The 21,158-nt window shown below is 68.5% G+C and carries 24 protein-coding genes; 5 read left to right on the top strand and 19 right to left on the bottom strand.

Annotation, left to right across the window (positions count from 1 at the left end; genetic code table 11):
• Positions 1–81 precede the first annotated feature (81 nt).
• A complete protein-coding gene (locus METUNV1_RS07005) occupies positions 82–1,134 on the top strand; it encodes a metal-dependent hydrolase (protein ID WP_043359288.1) in 1,053 nt (350 codons plus the stop codon).
• Positions 1,135–1,242: 108 nt separating this feature from the next.
• On the opposite strand, the gene METUNV1_RS07000 is transcribed toward METUNV1_RS07005, so the two are convergent.
• Positions 1,243–3,615 (bottom strand): TonB-dependent receptor, encoded by a 2,373-nt coding sequence (locus tag METUNV1_RS07000; RefSeq protein WP_043359286.1) that lies wholly within the window; start codon positions 3,613–3,615, stop codon positions 1,243–1,245.
• 389 nt (positions 3,616–4,004) lie between these two features.
• On the opposite strand from METUNV1_RS07000, the gene METUNV1_RS06995 reads away from it, so the two are divergent.
• The 3 genes from METUNV1_RS06995 to METUNV1_RS06985 are packed head-to-tail and all read left to right on the top strand — an operon-like array spanning position 4,005 to position 6,333.
• The gene (locus tag METUNV1_RS06995) at positions 4,005–4,286 is read left to right on the top strand and encodes a FeoA family protein (RefSeq protein WP_081471334.1); all 282 of its coding nucleotides are present in this window, start codon (positions 4,005–4,007) and stop codon (positions 4,284–4,286) included.
• Positions 4,283–6,157, top strand: a complete 1,875-nt coding sequence (feoB, locus tag METUNV1_RS06990; RefSeq protein ID WP_008060237.1) for a ferrous iron transporter B — start codon at positions 4,283–4,285, stop codon at positions 6,155–6,157. Before METUNV1_RS06995 ends, feoB begins: the two co-directional genes overlap by 4 nt.
• Positions 6,154–6,333, top strand: coding sequence for a hypothetical protein (locus METUNV1_RS06985; RefSeq protein ID WP_008060235.1), 180 nt, complete (start codon positions 6,154–6,156; stop codon positions 6,331–6,333). The genes feoB and METUNV1_RS06985 overlap by 4 nt, the downstream gene beginning before the upstream one ends.
• Before the next feature lie 21 nt (positions 6,334–6,354).
• Here the strand turns inward: METUNV1_RS06985 and METUNV1_RS06980 are convergent, their stop codons facing one another.
• The 18 genes from METUNV1_RS06980 to hemP form a co-directional block, all read right to left on the bottom strand.
• Positions 6,355–7,143 (bottom strand): heme ABC transporter ATP-binding protein, encoded by a 789-nt coding sequence (locus METUNV1_RS06980; protein ID WP_008060234.1) that lies wholly within the window; start codon positions 7,141–7,143, stop codon positions 6,355–6,357.
• Between the two features lies 1 nt (position 7,144).
• A complete protein-coding gene (locus tag METUNV1_RS06975) occupies positions 7,145–8,194 on the bottom strand; it encodes a FecCD family ABC transporter permease (RefSeq protein WP_008060232.1) in 1,050 nt (349 codons plus the stop codon).
• Positions 8,191–9,039, bottom strand: coding sequence for a heme/hemin ABC transporter substrate-binding protein (locus tag METUNV1_RS06970; protein ID WP_008060230.1), 849 nt, complete (start codon positions 9,037–9,039; stop codon positions 8,191–8,193). The genes METUNV1_RS06975 and METUNV1_RS06970 overlap by 4 nt, the downstream gene beginning before the upstream one ends.
• On the bottom strand, positions 9,036–10,094 hold the full coding sequence (locus METUNV1_RS06965) for a hemin-degrading factor (RefSeq protein WP_043359283.1): 1,059 nt from the start codon (positions 10,092–10,094) through the stop codon (positions 9,036–9,038). The genes METUNV1_RS06970 and METUNV1_RS06965 overlap by 4 nt, the downstream gene beginning before the upstream one ends.
• Positions 10,095–10,108: 14 nt before the next feature.
• Complete coding sequence (locus tag METUNV1_RS06960) at positions 10,109–10,765, bottom strand: PEP-CTERM sorting domain-containing protein (RefSeq protein WP_008060225.1); 657 nt, start codon at positions 10,763–10,765, stop codon at positions 10,109–10,111.
• Between the two features lie 123 nt (positions 10,766–10,888).
• Positions 10,889–11,080 (bottom strand): hypothetical protein, encoded by a 192-nt coding sequence (locus METUNV1_RS06955; protein WP_008060221.1) that lies wholly within the window; start codon positions 11,078–11,080, stop codon positions 10,889–10,891.
• 106 nt (positions 11,081–11,186) lie between these two features.
• Positions 11,187–11,549 (bottom strand): DUF779 domain-containing protein, encoded by a 363-nt coding sequence (locus tag METUNV1_RS06950; protein ID WP_008060212.1) that lies wholly within the window; start codon positions 11,547–11,549, stop codon positions 11,187–11,189.
• 438 nt (positions 11,550–11,987) lie between these two features.
• Entirely contained in the window at positions 11,988–14,348 is a 2,361-nt protein-coding gene (locus METUNV1_RS06945) for a TonB-dependent receptor domain-containing protein (protein ID WP_008060208.1), read from the bottom strand.
• Positions 14,349–14,443: 95 nt separating this feature from the next.
• A complete protein-coding gene (locus METUNV1_RS06940; RefSeq protein WP_008060206.1) occupies positions 14,444–15,208 on the bottom strand; it encodes a PEP-CTERM sorting domain-containing protein in 765 nt (254 codons plus the stop codon).
• A 222-nt stretch (positions 15,209–15,430) separates the two neighbouring features.
• Positions 15,431–16,045, bottom strand: coding sequence for a 30S ribosomal protein S4 (gene rpsD / locus METUNV1_RS06935; protein WP_008060203.1), 615 nt, complete (start codon positions 16,043–16,045; stop codon positions 15,431–15,433).
• Positions 16,046–16,082: 37 nt separating this feature from the next.
• Positions 16,083–16,328: a hypothetical protein gene (locus tag METUNV1_RS06930; RefSeq protein ID WP_008060201.1), complete on the bottom strand. Its 246-nt coding sequence runs from the start codon at positions 16,326–16,328 to the stop codon at positions 16,083–16,085.
• 261 nt (positions 16,329–16,589) lie between these two features.
• Positions 16,590–17,009 carry an ExbD/TolR family protein gene (locus tag METUNV1_RS06925; RefSeq protein ID WP_008060199.1) on the bottom strand — a complete coding sequence of 140 codons (420 nt, stop codon included), beginning with the start codon at positions 17,007–17,009 and terminating at the stop codon, positions 16,590–16,592.
• 16 nt (positions 17,010–17,025) lie between these two features.
• Positions 17,026–17,784: a MotA/TolQ/ExbB proton channel family protein gene (locus tag METUNV1_RS06920; RefSeq protein ID WP_008060198.1), complete on the bottom strand. Its 759-nt coding sequence runs from the start codon at positions 17,782–17,784 to the stop codon at positions 17,026–17,028.
• A 76-nt stretch (positions 17,785–17,860) separates the two neighbouring features.
• Entirely contained in the window at positions 17,861–18,664 is an 804-nt protein-coding gene (locus METUNV1_RS06915) for an energy transducer TonB (RefSeq protein WP_008060196.1), read from the bottom strand.
• Between the two features lie 66 nt (positions 18,665–18,730).
• Complete coding sequence (locus tag METUNV1_RS06910; protein WP_008060194.1) at positions 18,731–18,925, bottom strand: hypothetical protein; 195 nt, start codon at positions 18,923–18,925, stop codon at positions 18,731–18,733.
• Between the two features lie 79 nt (positions 18,926–19,004).
• Positions 19,005–19,484: a bacterioferritin gene (bfr, locus tag METUNV1_RS06905; RefSeq protein WP_008060192.1), complete on the bottom strand. Its 480-nt coding sequence runs from the start codon at positions 19,482–19,484 to the stop codon at positions 19,005–19,007.
• A gap of 93 nt (positions 19,485–19,577) precedes the next feature.
• Positions 19,578–19,793, bottom strand: coding sequence for a (2Fe-2S)-binding protein (locus METUNV1_RS06900; protein ID WP_008060190.1), 216 nt, complete (start codon positions 19,791–19,793; stop codon positions 19,578–19,580).
• Between the two features lie 6 nt (positions 19,794–19,799).
• The gene (hemP, locus tag METUNV1_RS06895) at positions 19,800–19,985 is read right to left on the bottom strand and encodes a hemin uptake protein HemP (RefSeq protein WP_008060188.1); all 186 of its coding nucleotides are present in this window, start codon (positions 19,983–19,985) and stop codon (positions 19,800–19,802) included.
• Between the two features lie 214 nt (positions 19,986–20,199).
• Here hemP and dmeF point away from each other — a divergent pair, with 214 nt between their 5' ends.
• The gene (gene dmeF / locus METUNV1_RS06890) at positions 20,200–21,156 is read left to right on the top strand and encodes a CDF family Co(II)/Ni(II) efflux transporter DmeF (RefSeq protein ID WP_008060187.1); all 957 of its coding nucleotides are present in this window, start codon (positions 20,200–20,202) and stop codon (positions 21,154–21,156) included.
• The last annotated feature ends 2 nt before the right edge of the window (positions 21,157–21,158 follow it).

Genomic DNA, 21,158 nt, shown 5'->3' with positions numbered 1-21,158 from the left:
CTGCGCCAGCAATGGCGCGCACTGTGTCGTTCACTGTTCCATCGGCGGTGCGCGTCCGCCGGATCTGACCGAAAGGATGTTTTGGATACCCTGACTCACGCGCTGTCCGGAGCCGTACTCGGACGTTTTCTGGCACGGCCCCCGGCCGGGCCGGGCCAGCCCCGGGTGTGGCAGGCGGTGGCGACCGCCGCCTTCGCCGCCACCTTCCCGGATTTCGATTTCGTACTGAATTTCGTGTCCGATCTCGCGTATCTGCGCGGGCACCGCGGGCTGACTCATTCGCTCATCCTGCTGCCGCTGTGGGCGCTGCTGATCGCCTGGCTGATGCCGCGGCTGCTGCGCGCGCGGCAGATCGACTGGCGCGCGCTGTACGGGCTGGCCTGCAGCGGTATCGCCATCCACATCCTGGGCGACCTGATCACCCAGTTCGGTACCCTCATCCTGGCGCCGCTCTCCGACCGCCGTTTCGGCTGGGGCACCACCTTCATCATCGATCTGCCGCTGACCGGTCTGCTGATCGCCGGTTTGCTGGCCAGCGCGCTCTGGCGGCGCAGCCGGTTGCCTGCCGCACTGGCACTGGCAGCGGCGGTAGTCTGGGTCGGTGTCGGTGCGGTCGGGCGGTCGGAGGCGGTGGATGCGGCGCGACAGTACGCGGCGCGGCAGGGCATTGCCGCGGTGGCGATCGACGCGATTCCGCGACCGGCGTCGCCGTTCAACTGGACCGCGGTGGTCGATGACGGCACGCGCTTTCACATCGCCCATATCAACACCCGGCGCAGCGACGTGATGGGCGCAGCGGCGGACGATGGCTTCATCCGCCGCTATACCGCGCACTACCGGCCGGTGGCGCAGGCGGAATGGACGGTGCGCCCGCGCTTCGGCGAGGGCGAGGCGAGGGCGCTCAGTCAGGCGGCATGGACCGCCCCCGAGTTCGCCTTCTTCCGCTGGTTCTCGATGTTCCCGGTGGCCGAACCGCTCACTGCGGACGCACCGGACTGCGCGGTGTTCCGCGACCTGCGTTTCGAGACGCCCGGACGGGACGCCGTGCCCTTCCGCTACGGGCTGTGCCGGGACGGCAGCGGCTGGCGGCGCGTGCTGCGGACCGGACACGGACTGCAGCCGGTCAGTGACTGAGGGTCGCCGGCTGGACGGACGAAAAAAGACCCGCCGTCCGTGAGGAAGGCGGGTCGATGGAGAAGGATGGCGGGGCGCGAGAGCCGGCGGCGAACCGCCTTTCGCCGCTCAGTAGCGGACCGCCACCGTCAGCTGGAAGGCGCGTTCGGTGCCCGGCACCGCGAAGCCGCCGTTCTCGTACAGCGCTTCGTAGTAGCGCTTGTTGAACACGTTGAGCACGTTCAGCTTCACGTCGAACTTCGGCAGCTCATAGGCGAGCATCAGGTCGGTACGCACGAAGCTGGGCGCGCGGCCCTGGGCGATCGGTGCGCAGGCGGTGTAGGCCCAGGCGTTGGTGGCATTGGCGGCAGCGGAGTCGCACTGGCCGATCGAGTAGGCCAGACGCGAACCCTTGCCCTCGATGCCGACGCCGGCACGCCAGTTCGGCATGAAGCGGTAGGTGGTCCAGAGGTTGAAGGTGTAGTCCGGCGTGTTGCGCGGCGTCTCGCCCACGCTGTACGGGTTGTACTTGCCGCGATAGACCGGACGGTTGGCGTTGGCGGCCTGACCGGCCTGGAAGGTGCCGCCGGCCGCCGCCACCACGTCCCCGAAGGTACCCAGCAGCTGGCCGTCGTACTGTTCGTCGATCTGCGCCTTCATCAGCGCCACGCCACCGAAAATGTCCCACTTCTCGGTGATGCGACCGGCCGCTTCGAACTCGATGCCGTCGGTATGGCGTTCCTTCGACAGCACCGCGGAATTGGCCTGTTCCAGATCGGTATTGCGCTCGTTGAACTTGGTGGCGCGGTACAGCGCGGTGCGTACCGACAGCGCGCCCTCGAACAGTTCCCACTTGGTGCCCAGTTCGACCGTGCGGCTGCGCTCGGCGTCATAGCGCACGTTGTTGTTCAGCTGATAGAGGTCGGCAGTCGGGTTGAACGAATCGCTCCACGCCAGGTAGTAGGTGGACAGGTCGGTCGGCTGGTACAGCAGGCCGCTGCGATAGCTCCACTCGTTGTACTTCAGGTTGAAGTTGGTGGTGATGCCGGTGGTCGACGCCAGCGTGTGGTAATCGGCGTCCATGCGGTCGTGACGCAGGCCGAGCAGCAGCTTCCAGTTCGGCATGAATTCGATCTGGTCCTGTGCGTACAGGCCGACCGAGTTGCCGGTGTAGCCGGCCGGGTTGAAGCGGGTGCGGTTGCCGTAGGCCGCCGGTACCGCGACACCCGGATCCGGATTGCCGACCGTGGTGGTCGGTGCGGCCACGTTGATCGCGGTGTAGGACCAGCGGTCCGCCTTTTCGCGCAGCAGTTCGATGCCGAACAACGCTTCGTGCTTCATGCCGGCGGTCTGGAACCTGGTGGTCAGATCGCTCTGCACGGTGAAGGTGTCTTCCTCGCCGCCGCGGGCCTGGCGACCGCGGGTGATCACGGTGGCGTCGGTCACGGTGGAACTGTTTACCCCGCCGGGCAGACGCGGCGCCACCGCCCACAGGTCGCGCTTGTAGTTGGCCGCCCGTGCCACGGTGCGCAGTTCGGTGTCCTGCGAGAAGCGGTGGGTCCAGATGCCGGTGCTGATATGGGTGTCGTTGCGCTCGTAGTCGGACGAGGTGCCGTAGAAATTGCGCGCACTCACGTCGAGCGGGCGACGGGTGATCCGGGTATCGGTCAGCGTGCCCACGTTGGGGCGCGTAACGAAGGGCACGCCGAAGTCCGGCACGTTGTTGGTGGTCAGGTAGAGATGACCGATGGAGAATTCGTCCGCGGTACCGATGCCCCAGCGGAAGGTCGGTGCCAGGCCCTCGCGCTCCGATTCCACGCCCTTGCGCGAACTGCCGGCATCGGTCTTCATCGCGCTGATGCGCAGTGCGGCGTTCTCGCCGACCACCTTGTTCACGTCCGCGGTGACACGGCCGTATTCGTAGCTGCCCACGGTGGCCGACACTTCGGTGCGGTCTACCAGGCCCGGCTGCTTGCTCACGCGGTTGATCACGCCACCGGCCTGACCGCGGCCGAACAGCATGGCGGCCGAGCCGCGCAGCACGTCGATCTGCTCGACGTGGAAGGTTTCGCGGTTGTACTGGGCGACGTCGCGGATGCCGTCCAGATAGAGGTCGCCGAAGGAATAGAAGCCGCGCAGCATGATGTTGTCGCCGATGCGACCGCCTTCGCCCGAATTGAAGGTGAGGCCGGCCACATGGCGCAGCGCGTTCTTCATGGTGTCCGCGTTGCTGTCCAGCATGAGCTGTTCGGTCACCGTGGTGATGGCCTGCGGAATGTCTTTCGCCAGCTGCTTGGTCTTGGCGGAGGTGACGATGCCCGACTGATAGCCGCGGTTCGGCGAATTCGGGCGGTCCAGGTCGTCCCGTACCTGGACTTCGGGCAGCAGCGGTACCGGTCCGTCGGTGACCGGGGCCTTGTCTTCAGCGCCGGCGGTGGAGGTGAGGGCCATCAGCATGGCGGCAGCGAGGGTCAGCGGCTGCTGCGGGGGCAAGCGTTTCATCTGCGGGGCAAGTCCTGGAAAAGGTCGTTTTCAAGAGGACTGGCTTGCAGGGGTGGGCGATCGCTGCCCGGGGCTGGCTGGTCCGTCCGGTCGTCGCTGCGCTGCAGTGCTGACCGATCATGTGAGTGATTGTAAATGAGAATGGTTATTAATGTAAATTCTCTTCTGATCGGTCAGCATGTTGGTGTGAATCGCCCGGCCGTGGCCTCAGGCCACTACGGATGTCGGCTTGCCGACGCTTGATCCGGGTCAGACGCTGTACGCGGAGTGCCCGCTAAGCTGATAATGATTCTCAGGCAGCCGGCCCGCATCGGGCGGGCGGATACGACCCTCACCCCGATCAGCATCCGGTAGGTCCCTTTCGTTCTGTTGATTCCTTCGCCGCTCCGATGACCCCGTCCGATTCAGGTATTCCCCGCCCGCAGCGCCTCAGTGACGCCCCGAGCGGGCGCAGGCTGTTCATTCACGCGGTGAACGCGGCGACCGATGAGGGGCAGGAGTGGGTGGCGCGGTTGCGCGAACTGGGCTTCATCGAGGGCGAGCCGGTACAGGTACTGCGCCGCGGCCAGCCGGGCGGAGAGCCGCTGGCGGTACGGGTGGGGGTGTCGACCTTCGCCTTGCGCCGGGCCGAAGCGGCCTGCATCCAGGTGGTGCCCGCGGACGCCTCATGAGCACGGTCACCGTCGATACCTCACGGCTCGGCCCGCCGCTGGTGGCGCTGGTCGGCAATCCGAACTGCGGCAAGACCGCGCTGTTCAACCTGCTGACCGGCAGCCGGCAGAAAGTGGCCAACTACGCCGGCGTCACGGTCGAGCGCAAGGAAGGGCGGCTGCAACTGCCGTCCGGCCGTCGCGTCGCGCTGCTCGACCTGCCCGGCACCTACAGCCTGGCGCCGCACTCGCCGGACGAACAGGTGACCTGCGACGTGCTGGCGGGCCGCTTCGACGGCGAGCGCCGTCCGGATCTGGTGCTGGCGGTGGTCGACGCCACCCGGCTGGCCCGCCAGCTCAGACTGGTGCTGGGGCTGATGCGGATGGGGCTGCCGGTGGTGGTGGCGCTGAACATGACCGATCTGGCGCGGGCGCGCGGTCACGTGGTCGATGCGGATGCGCTGTCCGCCGCGCTGGGCGTGCCGGTGGTGTCCACCGTGGCGGTGCGCGCCGACGGCGCCCGCGCGCTGCTGGAGCGGCTCGACCTGCCCGCGCCGGCGCCTGTAGCAGCCGGAACCCGCGGCGGCGACGCGCTTGCGGACGATCATCGCCGGGTGCGCGACATCCTGCGCCAGCTGGGGCTGGACAGCCTGCAGGCGCACGCCTTCAGCGACCGCGCCGACCGGGTGCTGCTGCATCCGGTGGCCGGCCCGGTACTGCTGCTGGCACTGCTGTTCGTGGTGTTCCAGGCGGTGTTCGCGTGGGCGGAAGCACCGATGGGCTGGATAGAGTCCGCGACCGCCGCGGCCGGCGACGCACTGGGTGCGCTGCTGCCGCCCGGACTGCTGCGCAGCCTGCTGGTCGACGGTCTGGTGGCCGGGCTGGGCGGCGTGCTGGTGTTCCTGCCGCAGATCGTCATCCTGTTCTTCTTCATCCTGGTGCTGGAAGAATCCGGTTACCTGCCGCGTGCCGCCTTCCTGCTCGACCGGCTGATGGGCGGCGTCGGCCTGTCCGGCCGCTCCTTCATCCCGCTGCTGTCCAGCTTTGCCTGTGCCATCCCCGGCATCATGGCCACCCGTACCATCCAGAATCCGCGTGACCGCTGGGTCACCATCATGATCGCGCCGCTGATGACCTGTTCGGCGCGGCTGCCGGTCTATGCGCTGCTGATCGGCGCCTTCGTGCCGGCGCGCTCGGTCGCCGGCGGGCTGGAACTGCAGGGGCTGGTGCTGTTCGCGCTCTATGCGGCGGGCATCGTGTCCGCAATCGCGGTGGCCTGGCTGGTGAAGCGTTTCGGCACGCGCGACCGCCGGCAGACCCTGATGATGGAACTGCCGGACTACCACTGGCCGTCGCTGCGCAATGTGGCGATCGGACTGTGGCAGCGGGTGCTCATCTTCCTGCGCAGGGTGGGCGGCGTCATTCTGGCGCTGACCGTGCTGCTGTGGTTTCTCGCGTCCTTCCCGGCGCCGCCGGCCGGCGCGACCGGGCCGGCCATCGAGTACAGCTTCGCCGGCATGCTGGGCCACCTGCTGCTGCCGCTGTTCGAGCCGCTGGGCTTCAACTGGCAGATCGCGGTGGCGCTGGTGCCGGGTATGGCGGCACGCGAGGTGGTGGTGAGTGCGCTGGGTACCGTCTACGCGCTGTCCGCAACCGCTGACGACACCGCACAGGCGCTGGCGCCGCTGATCGCCGCGCAGTGGTCGCTGCCGACCGCGCTGTCGCTGCTGGCCTGGTTCGTATTCGCGCCGCAGTGCCTGTCCACGCTGGCCACGGTGCGGCGTGAAACCGGCGGCTGGCGCGCGCCATTGCTGATGGCCGGCTATCTGTTCGGGCTGGCCTGGCTGGCGGCCTTCATCACCTACCGTATTGCTCAGGCCTGCTGCCCATGAACGGCCTGACCGATCTGATTGCGCTGGCCATCGTCGCGCTGTGCGCCGGTGTGGTGCTGCGGCGCGCATGGCGCTGGCTTGCGGCGCTGCGCAGTGCCGGATCTGCGGGCGCCTGCGGTGGCTGTAGTGGCTGCGATACAGGCCGGTCCGCGGACCGGCGTGGCGGCTGTTCCTGAAACCGGCCGTCCACGCCTGCCTCAATCGGCCGCTTCGGCCACCAGCAGCGGACGGCCGCTGCCGTCGTCGTCCAGCACCCGGCAGCGCAGGCCGAAGGCTTGGGCCAGCGCCGGGCTGCGCAGCACCTGATCCGGCGGACCGTCCTGCAGCAGCCGGCCGCCGGCCAGCAGCACCATGCGATCGGCGTAACGTGCTGCCAGATTGAGGTCATGCACGATGGCCAGTACCGCCGTGCCGCGCTGCCGGGCGAAATCGCGGGCGCAGGCCAGCGTGCGGTGCTGCCAGGCGATGTCCAGCGCGGCCACCGGCTCGTCCAGCAGCAGCGCATGTCCGCCCGCCGGCGCGGTCCAGATCTGGGCCAGGGCGCGCGCCAGATGTACCCGCGCCTGCTCGCCGCCTGACAGCGTGCCGCACACCCGCTGCGCCAGCGCGCTGCAGCCGGCCAGCGCCATCGCTTCGCTGGCGATGGCGCGGTCGGCCGCGGTCGGGCGGCCGAGGTGGTGCGGATAGCGACCGAGCGCGACCACGTCGCGTGCCAGGTGGTCGAGATCGCTGCGCTGGTGCTGCGCCAGCACCGCACGCAGCCGGGCGCGCTGCAGTGCATCCAGCGCGCTGACCGGGCGGTCGCCGTAGCGCACTTCGCCTGCGCCCGGCAGCAGGTCGCCGGACAGCGCGCGCAGCAGCGTGGTCTTGCCGGCCCCGTTCGGGCCGACCAGCACGCAGAGCTGGCCCGGCTCAAGCGTGAGCGTCAGTTCGTCGAGCAGACGCCGTCCGCCTGCGCGGACGACGAGATGATGGGCGGACAGCATGTCAGTGCAGCTCCCGCGCCGCGCGGCTGCGCAGCAGCATCATGAAGAAGGGCGCGCCGATGAGCGCGGTGAGCACGCCGATCGGCAGTTCCGCCGGTGCGACCCAGGTGCGCGCGGCGGTGTCGGCCAGCACCACCAGCACCGCGCCGCACAGCGCGCTGGCCGGCAGCAGTCCGGCGTGGGCCGGGCCGACCAGGCGGCGTGCCAGATGCGGCGCGATCAGGCCGATGAAGCCCAGCGTGCCGGTGAGCGCCGTGGTGGCGCCGACCGACAGCGCGATCAGCAGCACGCAGCTGCGGTTCAGCCGCCCGGTGTCGACGCCGAGGTGACCGGCCTGTGCTTCGCCCAGCGCCAGCGCGTCCAGCGGTCCGGCGCGGCGCAGCAGCGCGTGCAGCGCGACCGCGGCGGCGGCAGCGGCGGCCGCGACGCCAGGCCAGGTGGCGGCGGCCAGACTGCCCAGCGTCCAGAAGGTGAACTGCCTGACCTGGGCGTCGCTGCCCATGAACATGAGCAGGCCGATGCCGGACATCGTGAGCGCATTGATGGCGATGCCCGACAGCAGCATGCGGGTGACCGAACTGCGGCCGTTCTCACGCGAAGCGGCATAGACCAGCGCGGTGGTGAGCGCGGCGCCGGTGAAGGCGGCCGCCGGCAGCAGCACCGCGGACAGCGCGCCGCCGTTGCCCGGCAGCAGGCCGCCCAGCACCACCACCGCGGCAGCGGCCAGCGCGGCACCGCTGCTGACACCGATCAGGCCGGGGTCGGCCAGCGGATTGCGCATCAGCCCCTGCATCGCGGCGCCGGCGATGCCCAGGCCAGCGCCGGCGATGACGCCGAGCATGACGCGCGGCAGGCGCAGCGTGCGCACCACCAGCGCCGCGCCGTCGTCACTGCCGGTGCCGGTCAGTGCGGCAAGCACCGCGCCCGGCGACAGCGCGACTGCGCCGCTGCCCAGTGCGAGCACCACCGTCATCGCAAGTGCTGCGGCCAGTACCCCCAGCGTGGTGGCGACCGGCCATGCGGCCGGCAGCGTCAGCGTGCGCGCATTCATGAGGCGCGCACCGCGCGTGCCAGTTCGCGCACCGCTTCCGGCAGCCGCGGGCCGAAGCCCAGCATGCGCAGCGCGTCCATGCTCACCAGCCGGCCGTTGCGCGCCGCCGGCAAGGCCGACAGGCCGGGCCGGGCGAGAAAGGCGGCCCGGCCGCCGGCCGCGGCCAGCGCCTCGTCTGTGGTGACGATGACGTCCGGTGCGGCGGCCAGCGCGGCTTCCAGCGTGAGCGGGCGGTAGCCGCGGAAGCGGCCGGCCATCACGTTGGCGGCGCCGGCATAAGCGAGCATGGCGTCGGCCGCGGTGTCGTCGCCGGCCACCATGGGCGTACCGCCACCGTGGTCGAGGATGAACAGCACACGCGGCCTGCCGGGCATGGCGGCGATGTCGCGCCGGGCGGCGGCCCAGTCCTGCTCGAAGCGGGCGGCCATCGCCTCGCCGGCCGCCTGCATGGACAGCGCGGCCGCCACCGTCCGGATGCTGCGGCCGACCTCTGCTGCGCTGTGCTCCGCCGGCAGCTGCATCACCTGCACACCGGCGCCGCGCAGCTGGCTCAGGACCACAGGCGGGCCGGCGTCCGCGGTCGCGATCAGGTGCGAGGGCCGCAGCGCCAGCACGCCTTCGGCGGCCAGCGCACGCTGGTAGCCCACCTTGGGCAGGGCCTGCGCGGTGGCTGGCCAGGTGCTGGTGGTGTCGGTGGCGACGATGCGGTCGGCCGCACCGAGCGCATGGACGATTTCGGTCACCGCACCGCCGACCGTCACCAGACGCTGGGCCGGCGGTGCGGCCAGCGCGGCCACCGCGCACAGCGCCGCGACGAGCGCGCCGGCTGCGCGCAGCGCCTTCATGCGGCGACCTCCTGCAGATCGGCCAGCGTGCGCACCAGGCTGCGCCAGTCCTCGCGTTCCGGCTTGCCCGGCTTGCGTTCGCCGAAGAACAGCGCGATGGTTTCGCCCGCCGCGTCCAGCAGTTCGACCGAGGTGACGATGCCGTCCGCGGTCGGCTTGCGCACGATCCAGGTTTCAGCGACCAGGTCCTGCCGCAGGTGCAGGTTGAAACCGGCGTCGAGCACATTGATCCACGGACCCATGGGCTCGATGCGATGCACCGGCCCGGTGTGGATCTGGATCATGCCCGGGTTGCCGACGAAGCACATGATGGATACGCCGTCGCTGGCGGCCGCTTCCAGCAGCGGTCGCACCGAGGCGTTGTCGATGCGCAGCGCGTGGTCCGGCGGTGCCAGCCGCATCGCCTGCCGGCGCGACACCGCGTGGCGTTTCAGCAGCGGGAAGAAATCGTGCGTGTCCTGCATGGCCAGCCAGTCGCGACGGAAGGCGGCGGCATCGACCGCGCTGGCCGACGGTTCCTCCGTGGCCGGCGGTCGCGGCAGCACGCTTTCGCCGGCCTGCTGATCCTCTGCTCTGAAGGCGCTCACCAGCGTGTCCCATGCGGCCAGATCGGTGCCGGCGCGGGCAAACACCTTATGCACCGCTTCGCCGTGGCGGTCGTAGAACTGCAGACTGTGCGACTCGCCGCGCGGCGTGCTTTCGGTCACCGCATAGCCGTGCGCCCAGCGGCCGTAGAAGATGCGCAGGTCGATCGCGCTGCCGAGCGCCAGCCCGACCTTGTCGTCGCCCGACATCTGTTCGAAACGGCCGGTCTTTTCATGCACCGCGGCTTCGTTGCGGGTGAGTGCCATCACTTCGCCCAGTTCGGGCATGCGACGGAACAGCGCGTCGAACGGGGCGGCGAGCCGCACCGCATCACGGCCGATGCCGCTGGCGATGGCTTCGCATTCGCTGATGCCGAGCGCGGCGGCAGCGTCACGGTTGCGCAGCCGGCGTTCGGCTTTCAGCGCGTGGAAGGTGTGGTAAAGGCTTTCCGGATCGCGGGAGGTATTCATCGTCGGCCCCCGGCTCAAGCGCGGCGACGCGCGAGGGCGCCCAGCAGGCTCAGACCGGCGGCCAGCGACAGCCAGGTGGACGGTTCGGGTACCGGTGCCGCGAAGATCGCGAGCTGGTCCAGGCTGGTATGGGCGGCCGAACTGCCGAAGGCAAACTGCAGGCCGGTCACGTCAGTGACCGTCCAGCGCCAGTAGGCTTCTTCTTCGCTACCGCCGAAGCCGCCCAGCGCGGCGCTGTAGCTCACGGTCTTTTCGGCCGCGACGCCATTCAGCGTGGCCAGACCGTCGAGCGAAGTGCCCTGGGTGGCGGTGCGCAGCCATACCGTCCAGGTGCCGTTCAGCACCGTATCGAGCGTGGCCGAGAATACCGCCGCACCGCCGGCGCTGTACAGATTGCCGGTGCCGGTCAGGAAGCTGCCGGCGGCCGGATTCAGCTGGCTCAGGCTGCCGCTGCCAGCGATGTCCGGCGTGCTGTCGGTGGTGGTGCTGTCGAACACGTTCCATTCGGCGGCGACGCTGCCGGTGGCCCAGGGACTGGCTGAAGAGGCGCCGCTGCCGTCAGAGCCGGCGAGCGAAGTATCCCAGCGCGCGCTGGCGGCGAGGGCGGTGGAGGAAAGGACGGCGGACAGCGCGCACAGTGCGCTGGCGGACAGCAGGCGATGGAAGGACATGACGGACCTCGGGTGAGAGCCCCTGCATCCCTTCCCCGCGAAGGCGAGCGTTCAGGCGGAAATTGTGTGGTGTGCTGCAGCTCCGCGGCCCCGCGCCGCCGGAGAGGATGGACGTACCGCGGCTCAGCCGGGCACGAAATCGATGACGTAGCGGTACTGTTTGCCGCAATCGATGATGACTTCCTTCTGGCCGCGCTTGAGCAGCCGCACTTCCACGCTCAGCGAGCCGAATCCGTCGTGACGGATGAGCTCATCGAGCAGCGCGGACAGACGCGATTTCAGCGCATCGGACGGCGGATGGGCGGGCAGGGTCATGACTGCGGGCAATCGTTCATCATCTCGTAAATGATAATTATTAACGATTGGATGTCAAGCGTGCGCATGCAATGCACGCTGGACGCGCGCAAGCGGACCGAAGGAATCAGTGGTTGACGCGACGCAGGACGAAGCGGTCAGCGAGACCGCTGGCGTCGCCGCGGGCTTCCTGTACGTCGAGCAGCAGGCCGCCGCTGCCCAGCGCTTCGAGAATGTCCGGCGTGATCCAGTACTCGCAGCCGGCGACTTCGCCGAGCTTGATGTCATGCTCGGCGAGCGCCAGCGCACCGACCGGACGGCAGCGCGGCTGCATCAGGTCGTCGACATCGTCATGCCGGAACATGAGCGGCCCGTAGCGCGCCGACAGGCGGATGATGAGCATCACTGCGTCGACGCTGGCGGACAGCTTCGGCAGGTCCGCGGGATCGGGCAGGAAGCCCTGGCAGTAGGGATCGGACGGGTGAGGCATGATGCGTTGAAAGGTCAGGCAGCCCGGCGCAGATCGTGACGGTCGACGGTGTGCGACAGCGTGCTGCGGTGTTCGGCGGTGACGATGTGCATACGGAAGTCTCCGGTTCCGGTGAGGGGCTGCGGTGGTTGTGCGCACCGCTGCCCTGTTCGGGCGATGTGGCAGATCAGCAAGAGACGAGCCATGAGCGCATTCCCGGATTGAACGATGATTCCGCAGCAATTTTTCCCACGGCGGCTGCCCGGTGGCCGGTCAAGTGTCCAGTTCCGGTGCATTCCGGGTGTTCATGGCTGTAACGCCCGTGACAGGCCGGCGTCATGGCCGGGTCCCTGCAGCCGGCGTCCAGGTGACATTTTCGCCGGCTCGATCGCTCTTATACATATGAGATTCGCTTCATAAGTTGCTTTCGGATCGGCGGGTTTGATCGTGGGCGGGCGCTCAGAAGCGCATCGTGATCGAGGTGCGCAGCGCGCGCCCCGGCGCCTGAACGCCGACCGCGCCGGCGAAGCCGTCCTGCATGCACCAGGTTTCGTTGGTCAGGTTGTCTACGTTGAGCCGCAGCAGCGTGTCGGCGGTGATCTGCCAGCTGGCGAACAGTTCGAACAGACGCACGCCGTACTGGGTACCGATCACGCCCACCCCGGGTACGACAAGATTGCCCGGTCGCGAGCACACGGTGGCGACGGTGCCGGTGACCGCCTGCCGGTCGGCAATGTCCCGCATGCGCACGCCGCCCTCGAGCCGGCCGTCCAGTCCGCGCAGGCCCACGCTGACGCTCAGCGTGTCGCCCGGTACGCCGTACAGAGCGTAGTCGGTGCCGGCGACCGCGTTGGTGATGCGTCCGTCGATCCGCGACCAGGACAGCGACGAGAACCAGCGGCGTCCGTCGTAGCTGATTTCCAGCTCGCTGCCCTTGCGTCGTTCCTTGCCCGGCTGGCCGACCTCGCCGCCGACGTTGGACAGCGAACTGAGCAGCTTGCGGGTGTGGATGTCGTAATAGCTCGCGCGCGCCTGCCAGCGGCCGTCCGCGGCGCTTGCCGGTTGAGGCATCCAGGCCAGCGTCAGTTCGTGGTTGGACGATTCCTGCGGCTGGTACAGCCCACCGCAGATTTCGTTGGCGGGTGCGAGATCCAGCGCCGGGTCGTAGGGCCGGCCGATGCCCGAGGGGTCGTACAGCGGTTCCGGGTAGAGCACCCGATTGCCGGGCAGGGCCGGCCAGCCGGCGCTGCGCGCGCAGCGGCTGGCAAAGCTGCCGCGTGCGAAGTACTCATCTACCAGCGGCGGCCGGAAAGCTTCGTGGTAGCGCACGGTGGCGGACACATCGCTGCGCGGGATGCCCCAGGTCAGCGCCGCCGCGGGTGAGACGCGGGTGAAGCGGATGTCCGGCGCCTGACCGGCGGCGAGCATGTTCGCCCGGGTCTGACCCTGGGCGCTCACGTGATAGCGGTCCATGCGGGCACCCGGCGTGAAGGTGAAGTCGCCCCAGGTGAAGGCGTTCTCGACGATGAGCGCGTCGGAGTCCTTGTCTCCGGGCGGCTGCGCCTCGTTGAAACCGTTGGGGTAGACCTGTTCGTTGGTCAGCGCGCGCGAGGTGACGCGCGAAATGTCGCGGCTGTTGCGTATGCCCTGGTAGCCCACGCTGAGCACGCCGGTGACCGGACCGAGCGCGTACCGGGTGTCGTTGAACACCTCGGCGGTCCAGATCCGGTAGCGCCAGGCGTCGTTGCAGCGGTCGATGCGGAAGGCGGCCGGGAAGGCGGTGGACGGCGATACGCAGATGCGGCTCTGGCCTATCCGGTGCACGTCGGCGAGGTCGGTCGTTTCGTAAGCCAGCGTGGCGCGCAGCGCGATCCATGAATCCGCGGGCGCATAGCTGGCGCGCAGAAGGGTGGTGCTGTCCTCGATGCTGCGCTCGACCACGCCGAACTGGCCGCTGCTGCCCGCGGTGGCGTCGTAGGGCGCGCGCTCCGGTCCGCCGGTGTAGCGGGTCTGGCTCAGTTCCAGCGTGAGGTCGTCGGTCGCATAGAAGGTGAGCTTGGCGAAGCGGCTTTCCGAATGGGTGGCGGTCAGTTCGAGCGCCCGGCCGTCCGGCAGACGGATGTCCTGCGAATCGCGCAGCGCCACCGACACCACTAGATCGAGATAGCCGTTCGGCCGGCCATACACGGTGGTCATGCGCAGACGCTCGTGGCTGTTGGCGTTGTAGCCCAGCTTGGCCTGCGCGCCGAACCGTTCGCCCGGGCGCAGGTAGTCCGCCGCCGAACGGGTGGTGGCCGACACCGTGCCGCCCAGCGCGCCGGAGCCGGATTTCAGCGACGGACCGCGCTCGATTTCAACGGCCTTCAGCAGCTCCGGCTCGATGAATACGCCGCTGCCGAAACGGTACTTCTCGAAGCCCTTCACCGCGCCGTCGATCTTGAACAGCACGTCCTCGTTGTCGGAAAAGCCGCGCAGATTGAATTTCATGCCGGATGCGCGCGGTCCGCCATCGACCGATACGCCGGCCACGTCGCGCACCAGATCGAACAGCGTGCCGGCCTGGCGCCGCGCGATCGCTTCGGCATTGAGCGTGGTGACCGGACGGTCCGGCGGCAGTTCGAGTTCGCCGGTCGGCTCGGGATCGGGCGTGCCGACGATTTCGACCTCCGGCAGCAGTACCGGGGTGCTGTCGCCGGCGGGCAGGTTCTGCGCAGTGGCGGACGGTGCGGCGAAAGCGCTCAGCAGCGCACACAGCAGGCAGTACGACAGTGCCGACAGTGGGACGCCGGTCGGCCATGGGCGGGCAATAAGGGTGTTCACGAGCAGGCGGGAAGAACGTGTGCGGACGCGGGCGCGCTCAGGCACCCGCAGGCGGAGGCCCGGCGGTGGCCGGGTCTCGGTGGCGTGTGAGCGGATCAGTGCCTGCGACGGCGCGCGCCCAGCGCGACCAGGCCCAGACCGGCCAGCATCAGCGCATAGGTTTCCGGCTCCGGAACCGGAGCGGTGGGTGCCGTCACACCCGCCACCCGCTGATCGAGCTGGAAGGACTGGATCTGCGCGTGGTTGTCGGTGGCGAAGGTGATGCGGAAACTGGTGACCGGTACGGTGACGCCCAGCGCGGCGAGGTCCCAGCTGAAGGTGAGGTGATTCGGATTGCTCGGATCGGACGCCACGTACTGACCGGTGAAGAAGTCGGTGTAGCCGAGGTTTTCGCTTACCTGGCTGCTGGCGATCAGGAACTGGCTGCCACCGTTGAAGCTCAGGCGCGGAAGGTTGTTCGCGGCGAGCAGGCCATAGATGCCGTTGCTGCCGGTGCTGACATTCACATAGCTCTGGAAGGTGAGACCGGTGAGGCCGTCCACCGCGTCGCTGACCGCGATCTCGAAGGTCGAGCCGTTGCCGGCGAACTGGTACAGGCCGGCCGACGCCGGGTAGGCGCCCCCCGAGGTCCGGCGCAGCGTGGCGCCGCCCTCGCTCTCGACGTTGGACGCGATGCCCGCGGCCAGTTGTGCGCTGGTGATGCGCGCCGCGGTCAGGTTGTTGAAGCCGTCGGTGGCGACCGAATCGACCGGGGTGTCGAAGGCCGCATGGGTGGTGCTGGCGTGTGCCTGGCCGGCGATGAACAGGCCGGCGGAGGCGAACAGCGGCAGTGCTGCGCTGCGCAGGGCGGATGACATCATGGAATGACCTCTTTCGTTGGATGAACCGGGACATGCGGCCCGCAGACGGTGCGGGCCGCAGTGACAGGAAACGTGCCGGACGGCGGAGGTCGGAGGAGAGAACAGTCGGGTGATTGCGGGGGTCATGGGCGCTCCAGGGATGGACATGACTGGCTGGCCCCGCAGGCGGGCTGGCTGGCAGGATGGGGGCCGGCGCGTGGCTGGCCCGAGGACGGCAGCGGCCTACACGCGCAGCGCGTAGAACTCGACCACCTTCTGCGATTCGAAAGGGAAGGGCGTGGCATCGCCCGGCGGCAGGTGCGCCAGACGCAGGCTGAGGGCGGATGCATCGAAGGCGATCCATTCGGCACGCTCGAGCGATGGCGTGGCCAGCGCATCGACCACGCTCTGCACCGCGCGTCCCTTCTCGGTCAGCGTGACCGTGTCGCCCACACGCAGCCGGATGGACGGAATGTTCACCCGCCGGCCGTTGAGCAGCACGTGGCGATGGCGCACCAGTTGGCGGGCAGCCGGAAGGGTGGGCGCGAGGCCGCCGCGGAACACGATGTTGTCGAGCCGGCGTTCCAGCAGTTCGACCAGTTTTTCGCCGGTGGGCAGCGTCGACCGTTCGGCTTCCCTGAATACCGCGCGCAGCTGGGTTTCAGTCAGGCCGTAGTTGTAGCGCAGCTTCTGCTTCTCCATCAGCTGGGCGCCGAATTCGGATTTCCGGCGGTTCGGACGGTTGCCGTGCTGGCCGGGCGGCGAGGTACGGTTCTCGGCGCTCTTGCGCGTGAGGCCGGGCAGTTCGGTGCCGAGGGCGCGCAGCACGCGCAGGCGGGGACCGGTATAGCGGGACATGGAAACTCCGGGTATCAGATGCGAGGGAAGACTGAACTCAGTGGGCGGTGCGCGAGACCGGCGAACTGGCTGCGTGCTGCGACCAGCGGTGGATGAGCGCGCCGCAGACTTCGCGCATCAGCGGATCGGCGCGCTCGTCGTCGGCCACCACTTCAAGATGGCGGATCACCATCTGGGCCACTTCCGGGCAGGGGCGCTCGGCGAAGCGGGTCATCACGAAAAGCGTTGCGGCCGCCAGCGTGCTCGGGCTGGCTTCGGCGGCGTTCTGTGCTTGCGGGGTCATATCGATGCGGCCTCCGGCTGGGCGAACGGCAGGCGTTCGCGCTGTTCTGGATAGGGAGGCTGGCATCGGACCGCGGAGTGTCGCGGGGCGGGCTGGCAGGTGCGCAGCAGCGCTGCGGTTTTGTTCTACATGAGAACGATTCGCATTACATCAATACCGGATCGAGCTGTCAAGCGCATCTGTCCGGAATATGTGCAGGGGGGGCTACAAAGCAGAACGGCCGCCCCATGGGGCGGCCGTTCGTGACCGGGCAGCAGCTGATTACTTGGCCGCCGACGGATCGGTGACGAAGCCGATGCGGGTGAGACCCAGGCGGGCTGCCTCGCTCATCACGTGCGCCACCGAGCGGTAGGGCACGTTCTGGTCGGCACGCAGCTGGATCTCGGCATTCTTGTCCTTGGCGGCTGCTTCCTGCAGACGCGCCTTCAGCGTGTCGGCGTCTACCTTCTCGCCGGCCCAGTACAGCTGTTCGTCAGGACCGATGGCGATCTGGATGTTTTCCGGCGGCAGCTGGTTGGCGCTGGTCGATTCCTTGGGCAGGTCGACCTTGACCGCGTGGGTGAGCAGCGGCGCGGTCACCATGAAAATGATGAGCAGCACCAGCATCACGTCGATCAGCGGAATCATGTTGATTTCCGCCATCGGGCCGTCGTCGTCCTGCTCGAAACTTGCAAAAGCCATGGTTCAGCGCTCCCGCTCAGTGGTTGCCGCGGGCGCGTTCGACCAGCGACAGCACGCGATCGCCGGTGGCCTTCGGGTCGTTCGAGCCGCTGTCCTTGACGCCGGTCGACAGCATGACGAACACGTCATGCGCGAAGCTGTTCAGTTCGGCCATCACGTTGCGGGTCGAACGGGCGAAGAAGTTGAACGCCAGTGCCGCCGGGATGGCGGTGGCCAGACCGATGGCGGTCATGATGAGCGCCTCGCCGACCGGGCCGGCCACCTTGTCCAGCGTGCCCTGGCCGGACATGCCGATGGCCAGCAGAGCGTGATAGATGCCCCACACGGTGCCGAGCAGGCCGATGAAGGGCGCGCTGGAGGCGACCGACGCCAGGAAGGTCTGACCATATTCCATGCGGCTGCGGTCGCGCTCGATCGAGCGCTTCAGCGCGCGGGTCAGGAATTCGTCGGCGCTGCCGGTGGCTATCAGGCCGCGGGTGCCGGCGTTGCCGCTGCGCAGGGTTTCGACTGCGCTGAAACCTTCATGCACCAGGTGCGAGAACGGATCGGTCACGCCGTGCGAACGCATGTCGCGCGCCACGTCTTCCAGCGACGAGGCATTCCAGAAGCGGTCGAGGAAGGCGCCGCTGGCACGGCGCTGGCGCACCGCGACGATGCCTTTCAGCACGATGAGGAACCAGGTGCCGATGGAGGCCAGCACCATCAGCACGAGGATGGTGGTCGCGACACCGTCTGCATTCGACAGAAAGTGCGCAAAACCGAGGGAATCGTTCATTCAATTGTCTCCTGATGGAAGCCTGAGTCGTAAATCGGCCGCCGCGCAGTGTACGCTTGCGGCGGGCCGGGTCAAATCATGTGCCGGGGCCGAGGCGGAAGGACAGCGGCACGTCGACCTGGCCGGCCACCGCCTGGTCGCCGCGCTTGGCCGGTACGAATTTCCAGCGGTTGCGCACCACATCGAGCGCGGCCTGGTCCAGCAGCTCGTAGCCGCTGGAGGTCAGCACCGTCACGCTGGTCGGCAGCCCTTCCGCGCTGACCATCACCCGCAGTATCACGCGGCCGGTCTGGTTCTGGCGCTTGGCCATCGGCGGATAGGGCGGGGTTGGATTCTGCAGATAGGCCGCATCGTGGCGCGGCGGAATGACCGGTGCCGCGGCGGGCGCACTTTCAGGCGCGGCGCTGGGAGGCGCCGGGCGGGCGGGGGCCGCGTCGATGGCCACCGGTTCGGGTGGTGCCGGCGGCTGCGGCGCTACGGTGGCCGCGGTCGGCGCGTCGCTGGCGGCGGCCAGCACCGGCAGCGCGGTTTCCTTGCGCTGCGGCTTGGGCTGCTTCAGCGGCTTGGGCTGTTCGGGCTCGATGCGCGGCTGTTCCTTCGGCGGCTCCGGCGCCGTCATCGGCAGCGGCTCGGGCGCGATCAGCGCGGCGTGCATGACGATCTGCGGCGCGTCGACCGGCGCCGGGCCATGCACGATCCACAGCAGGGCCAGCACATGCAGCAGCAGTGCGCCGGCCAGGGCGGCGCCGCGCAGCGTGAGCCCGGTACGCGGGATGCCGCTGATCGCGATGCGGCGCACCAGGCGCGCGGCGGCCGGGCCGAGTGCAGGCGCGGGAGAAACGAATTCAGGTGCGTCCGGGCGCAGGACGGCGCTGCTCATGCGGGCACCCGGACGGTCAGACGAAGGATGGAGGCGGTGTGCATCGGCATCGGTGCGTGTCGTGAATCAGAGTGGGCGCGGCGACGGCTGGAGGGAGACGGCCGGTACAGCGCCTGCCAAGGCGGCATTCCGGAGCGCGGCGACATCGGGGAGGGACACCAGCAGCCAGGCGGCGGCCACACTGGCGAGCACCGACAGCAGGGTGCGGGAGGCGGAGGCGGACCGGCCGGCGGTCCGCGCGGGGGCGTTCAGCGCTTTCATGGCGGTTTCGTATCGTCCGGAGTTGCGTGACCCGCCGAGGGCGGGTCGCGGGCAGTTCAGTACGAAACCGCCCGGTGCATCAGCTGCCGAGTTCTCCCATGGCGGACTGCGTGTAGTTCTGCAGTCCCATCTTGTCGATCAGGTCCAGCTGGGTTTCCAGCCAGTCGATGTGTTCTTCGGTGTCGGCGAGAATCTTGCGGAACAGGTCGCGCGACACGTAGTCACCGGCAGTTTCGCTGCAGGCGATCGCTTCCTTCAGCGTCGCGTGCGACAGCTGTTCGACCTTCAGGTCGCCGCCCAGCATTTCCGGCACGTTCTCGCCGATCAGCAGCTTGTGCAGGTCCTGCAGATTGGGCAGGCCGTCGAGCATCAGGATGCGCTCGATCAGCATGTCCGCATGCTTCATTTCCTCGATCGACTCGTGATACTCGTGGTCGCCGAGCTTGTTCAGTCCCCAGTTCTTGTACATGCGTGCATGCAGGAAGTACTGGTTGATCGCGGTCAGTTCATTGACCAGCTGCTTGTTCAGGTACTGCAGAACCTTCTTGTCGCCCTTCATTTGGATTCTCCCAGTCAGGCGGTGCCACAAACGGTGACGCCTGACCGGATTCTAGGCTGTCGTGTGCGCTCTGCGTCCGCCGGCGTCCGATTTTCAGGCGGCCATCGCCGGCTGGGTGTTGCGCTGCAACCGTATCGGCCGCATCTCGGCGCGCGTGGCGTCGATCACTTCCTTCGCCGCCTTGGCGCAGCGCCCGCAGTCGCGGCAGCAGCCGAGCTGGCCGGCCACGTCGCGCAGGGTGCGGCAGCCGGTCTGGACGGCGGCTCGGATGTCCCGGTCGGTGACCGGTTCGCACAGGCAGATGTACATGTCGTCCTACTTGGTCAGGATGAGTTTGCCGTTGCGGGTCAGGCGCAGCGAATACAGCTCGTCGCCATGCCGGATCGCCACCTGCTTCTGGCCTGCAAGCAGGGTGGTGGAATCGAGGGCGGGTCGCTGCACGAGGTCGGCAGCCGGACGCGGGCTCGGTACCGTTACCTGTGTGCTGGAAGGCTGCGACATTCGGCAATAATCATAGGAATGAGAATGGTTCGCATTAATTCACAGTGCAGGGTGCCTGTCAAGCGCTCCAGTTTGAGCCAACGCAAGAATCTGCAAACGCGGCGCCCGGCGCGCGAACGCCTACAATCGCGCCATGACCCGACACGCTTCCCGTACGTCCGCCCGACCTGCTCCCGCCGCTCACCCGGATCGCACCGCAAAGCCGTTCTGCCCGGTGCATGACCCGGATTTCCTGCCTCACCCGGAACAGTCCGGCCGCGCCATCGAGCATGTGCTGTGGCTCAGCGCGCTGGCCATGGTTGCGGAGATCGTGACCGGCCATCTGTCCGGGTCGATGGCGCTGCTGGCCGACGGCTGGCATATGGGCACCCATGTGGCGGCGATGGCCATCAGTGCCTATGCCTACCGCTATATGAGGCGCCACGCCGGCCAGGCCTTCTACAGTTTCGGTCCGGGCAAGGTGTCCTATCTGGCCAGCTACACCTCCAGCCTGCTGCTGGCCGGTGTGGCGGTGTTCATGCTGTTCGAGGCGGCCAGCCGCCTGCATTCGCCGCATGCCATCCGGCACGAGGAGGCACTGGTGGTGGCGCTGATCGGTCTGGCGGTCAATCTGGTCAGCGCCTGGCTGCTGCACGGCCGCGAAGGACACGGTACGCATCATCATCACGCTCACCCGGGGCACGACCATGACGACGAGCACGAGCGGCATCACCACCATCACCACGATCACAACCTGCGTGCCGCCTATCTGCATGTGCTGGCCGACGCGCTGACCTCGATCGCCGCCATCGGCGCGCTGCTGGCCGGCAAGTGGGCCGGCATGGACTGGCTGGACCCGATCGTGGCGGCGGCCGGCGGCCTGCTCATCCTGCGCTGGGCCTGGCAGCTGGCGCGCGACAGTGCCTCGGTGCTGCTGGACCGGCAGATCGGTGGGCCGGTGGCGCGCGCGGTGCATGCGCACGTCGAGCGCTGGGGCGGCGTGACGCTGGACCTGCATCTGTGGCTGCTGGCGCCCGGTCGCCACGCGCTTTCGCTGACGGTGGAGGCCGGGCCGGCCGCGGATCTGGAGCAGCTGCGTGTTGCGCTGGACGGCGAACCGTCGCTGGCCCATGTGACGCTTGACCTGAGGTTGCGACACGATTCTTCTGTTGCGCCGCAACAATCGCTATAATC

Origin of the sequence: Methyloversatilis universalis FAM5 (assembly GCF_000214035.2) — a bacterium.
Lineage (GTDB): Bacteria > Pseudomonadota > Gammaproteobacteria > Burkholderiales > Rhodocyclaceae > Methyloversatilis > Methyloversatilis universalis.
The sequence above is the reverse complement of the archived record's forward strand: the minus strand, read 5'-3'. Positions and strand labels throughout refer to the sequence as shown.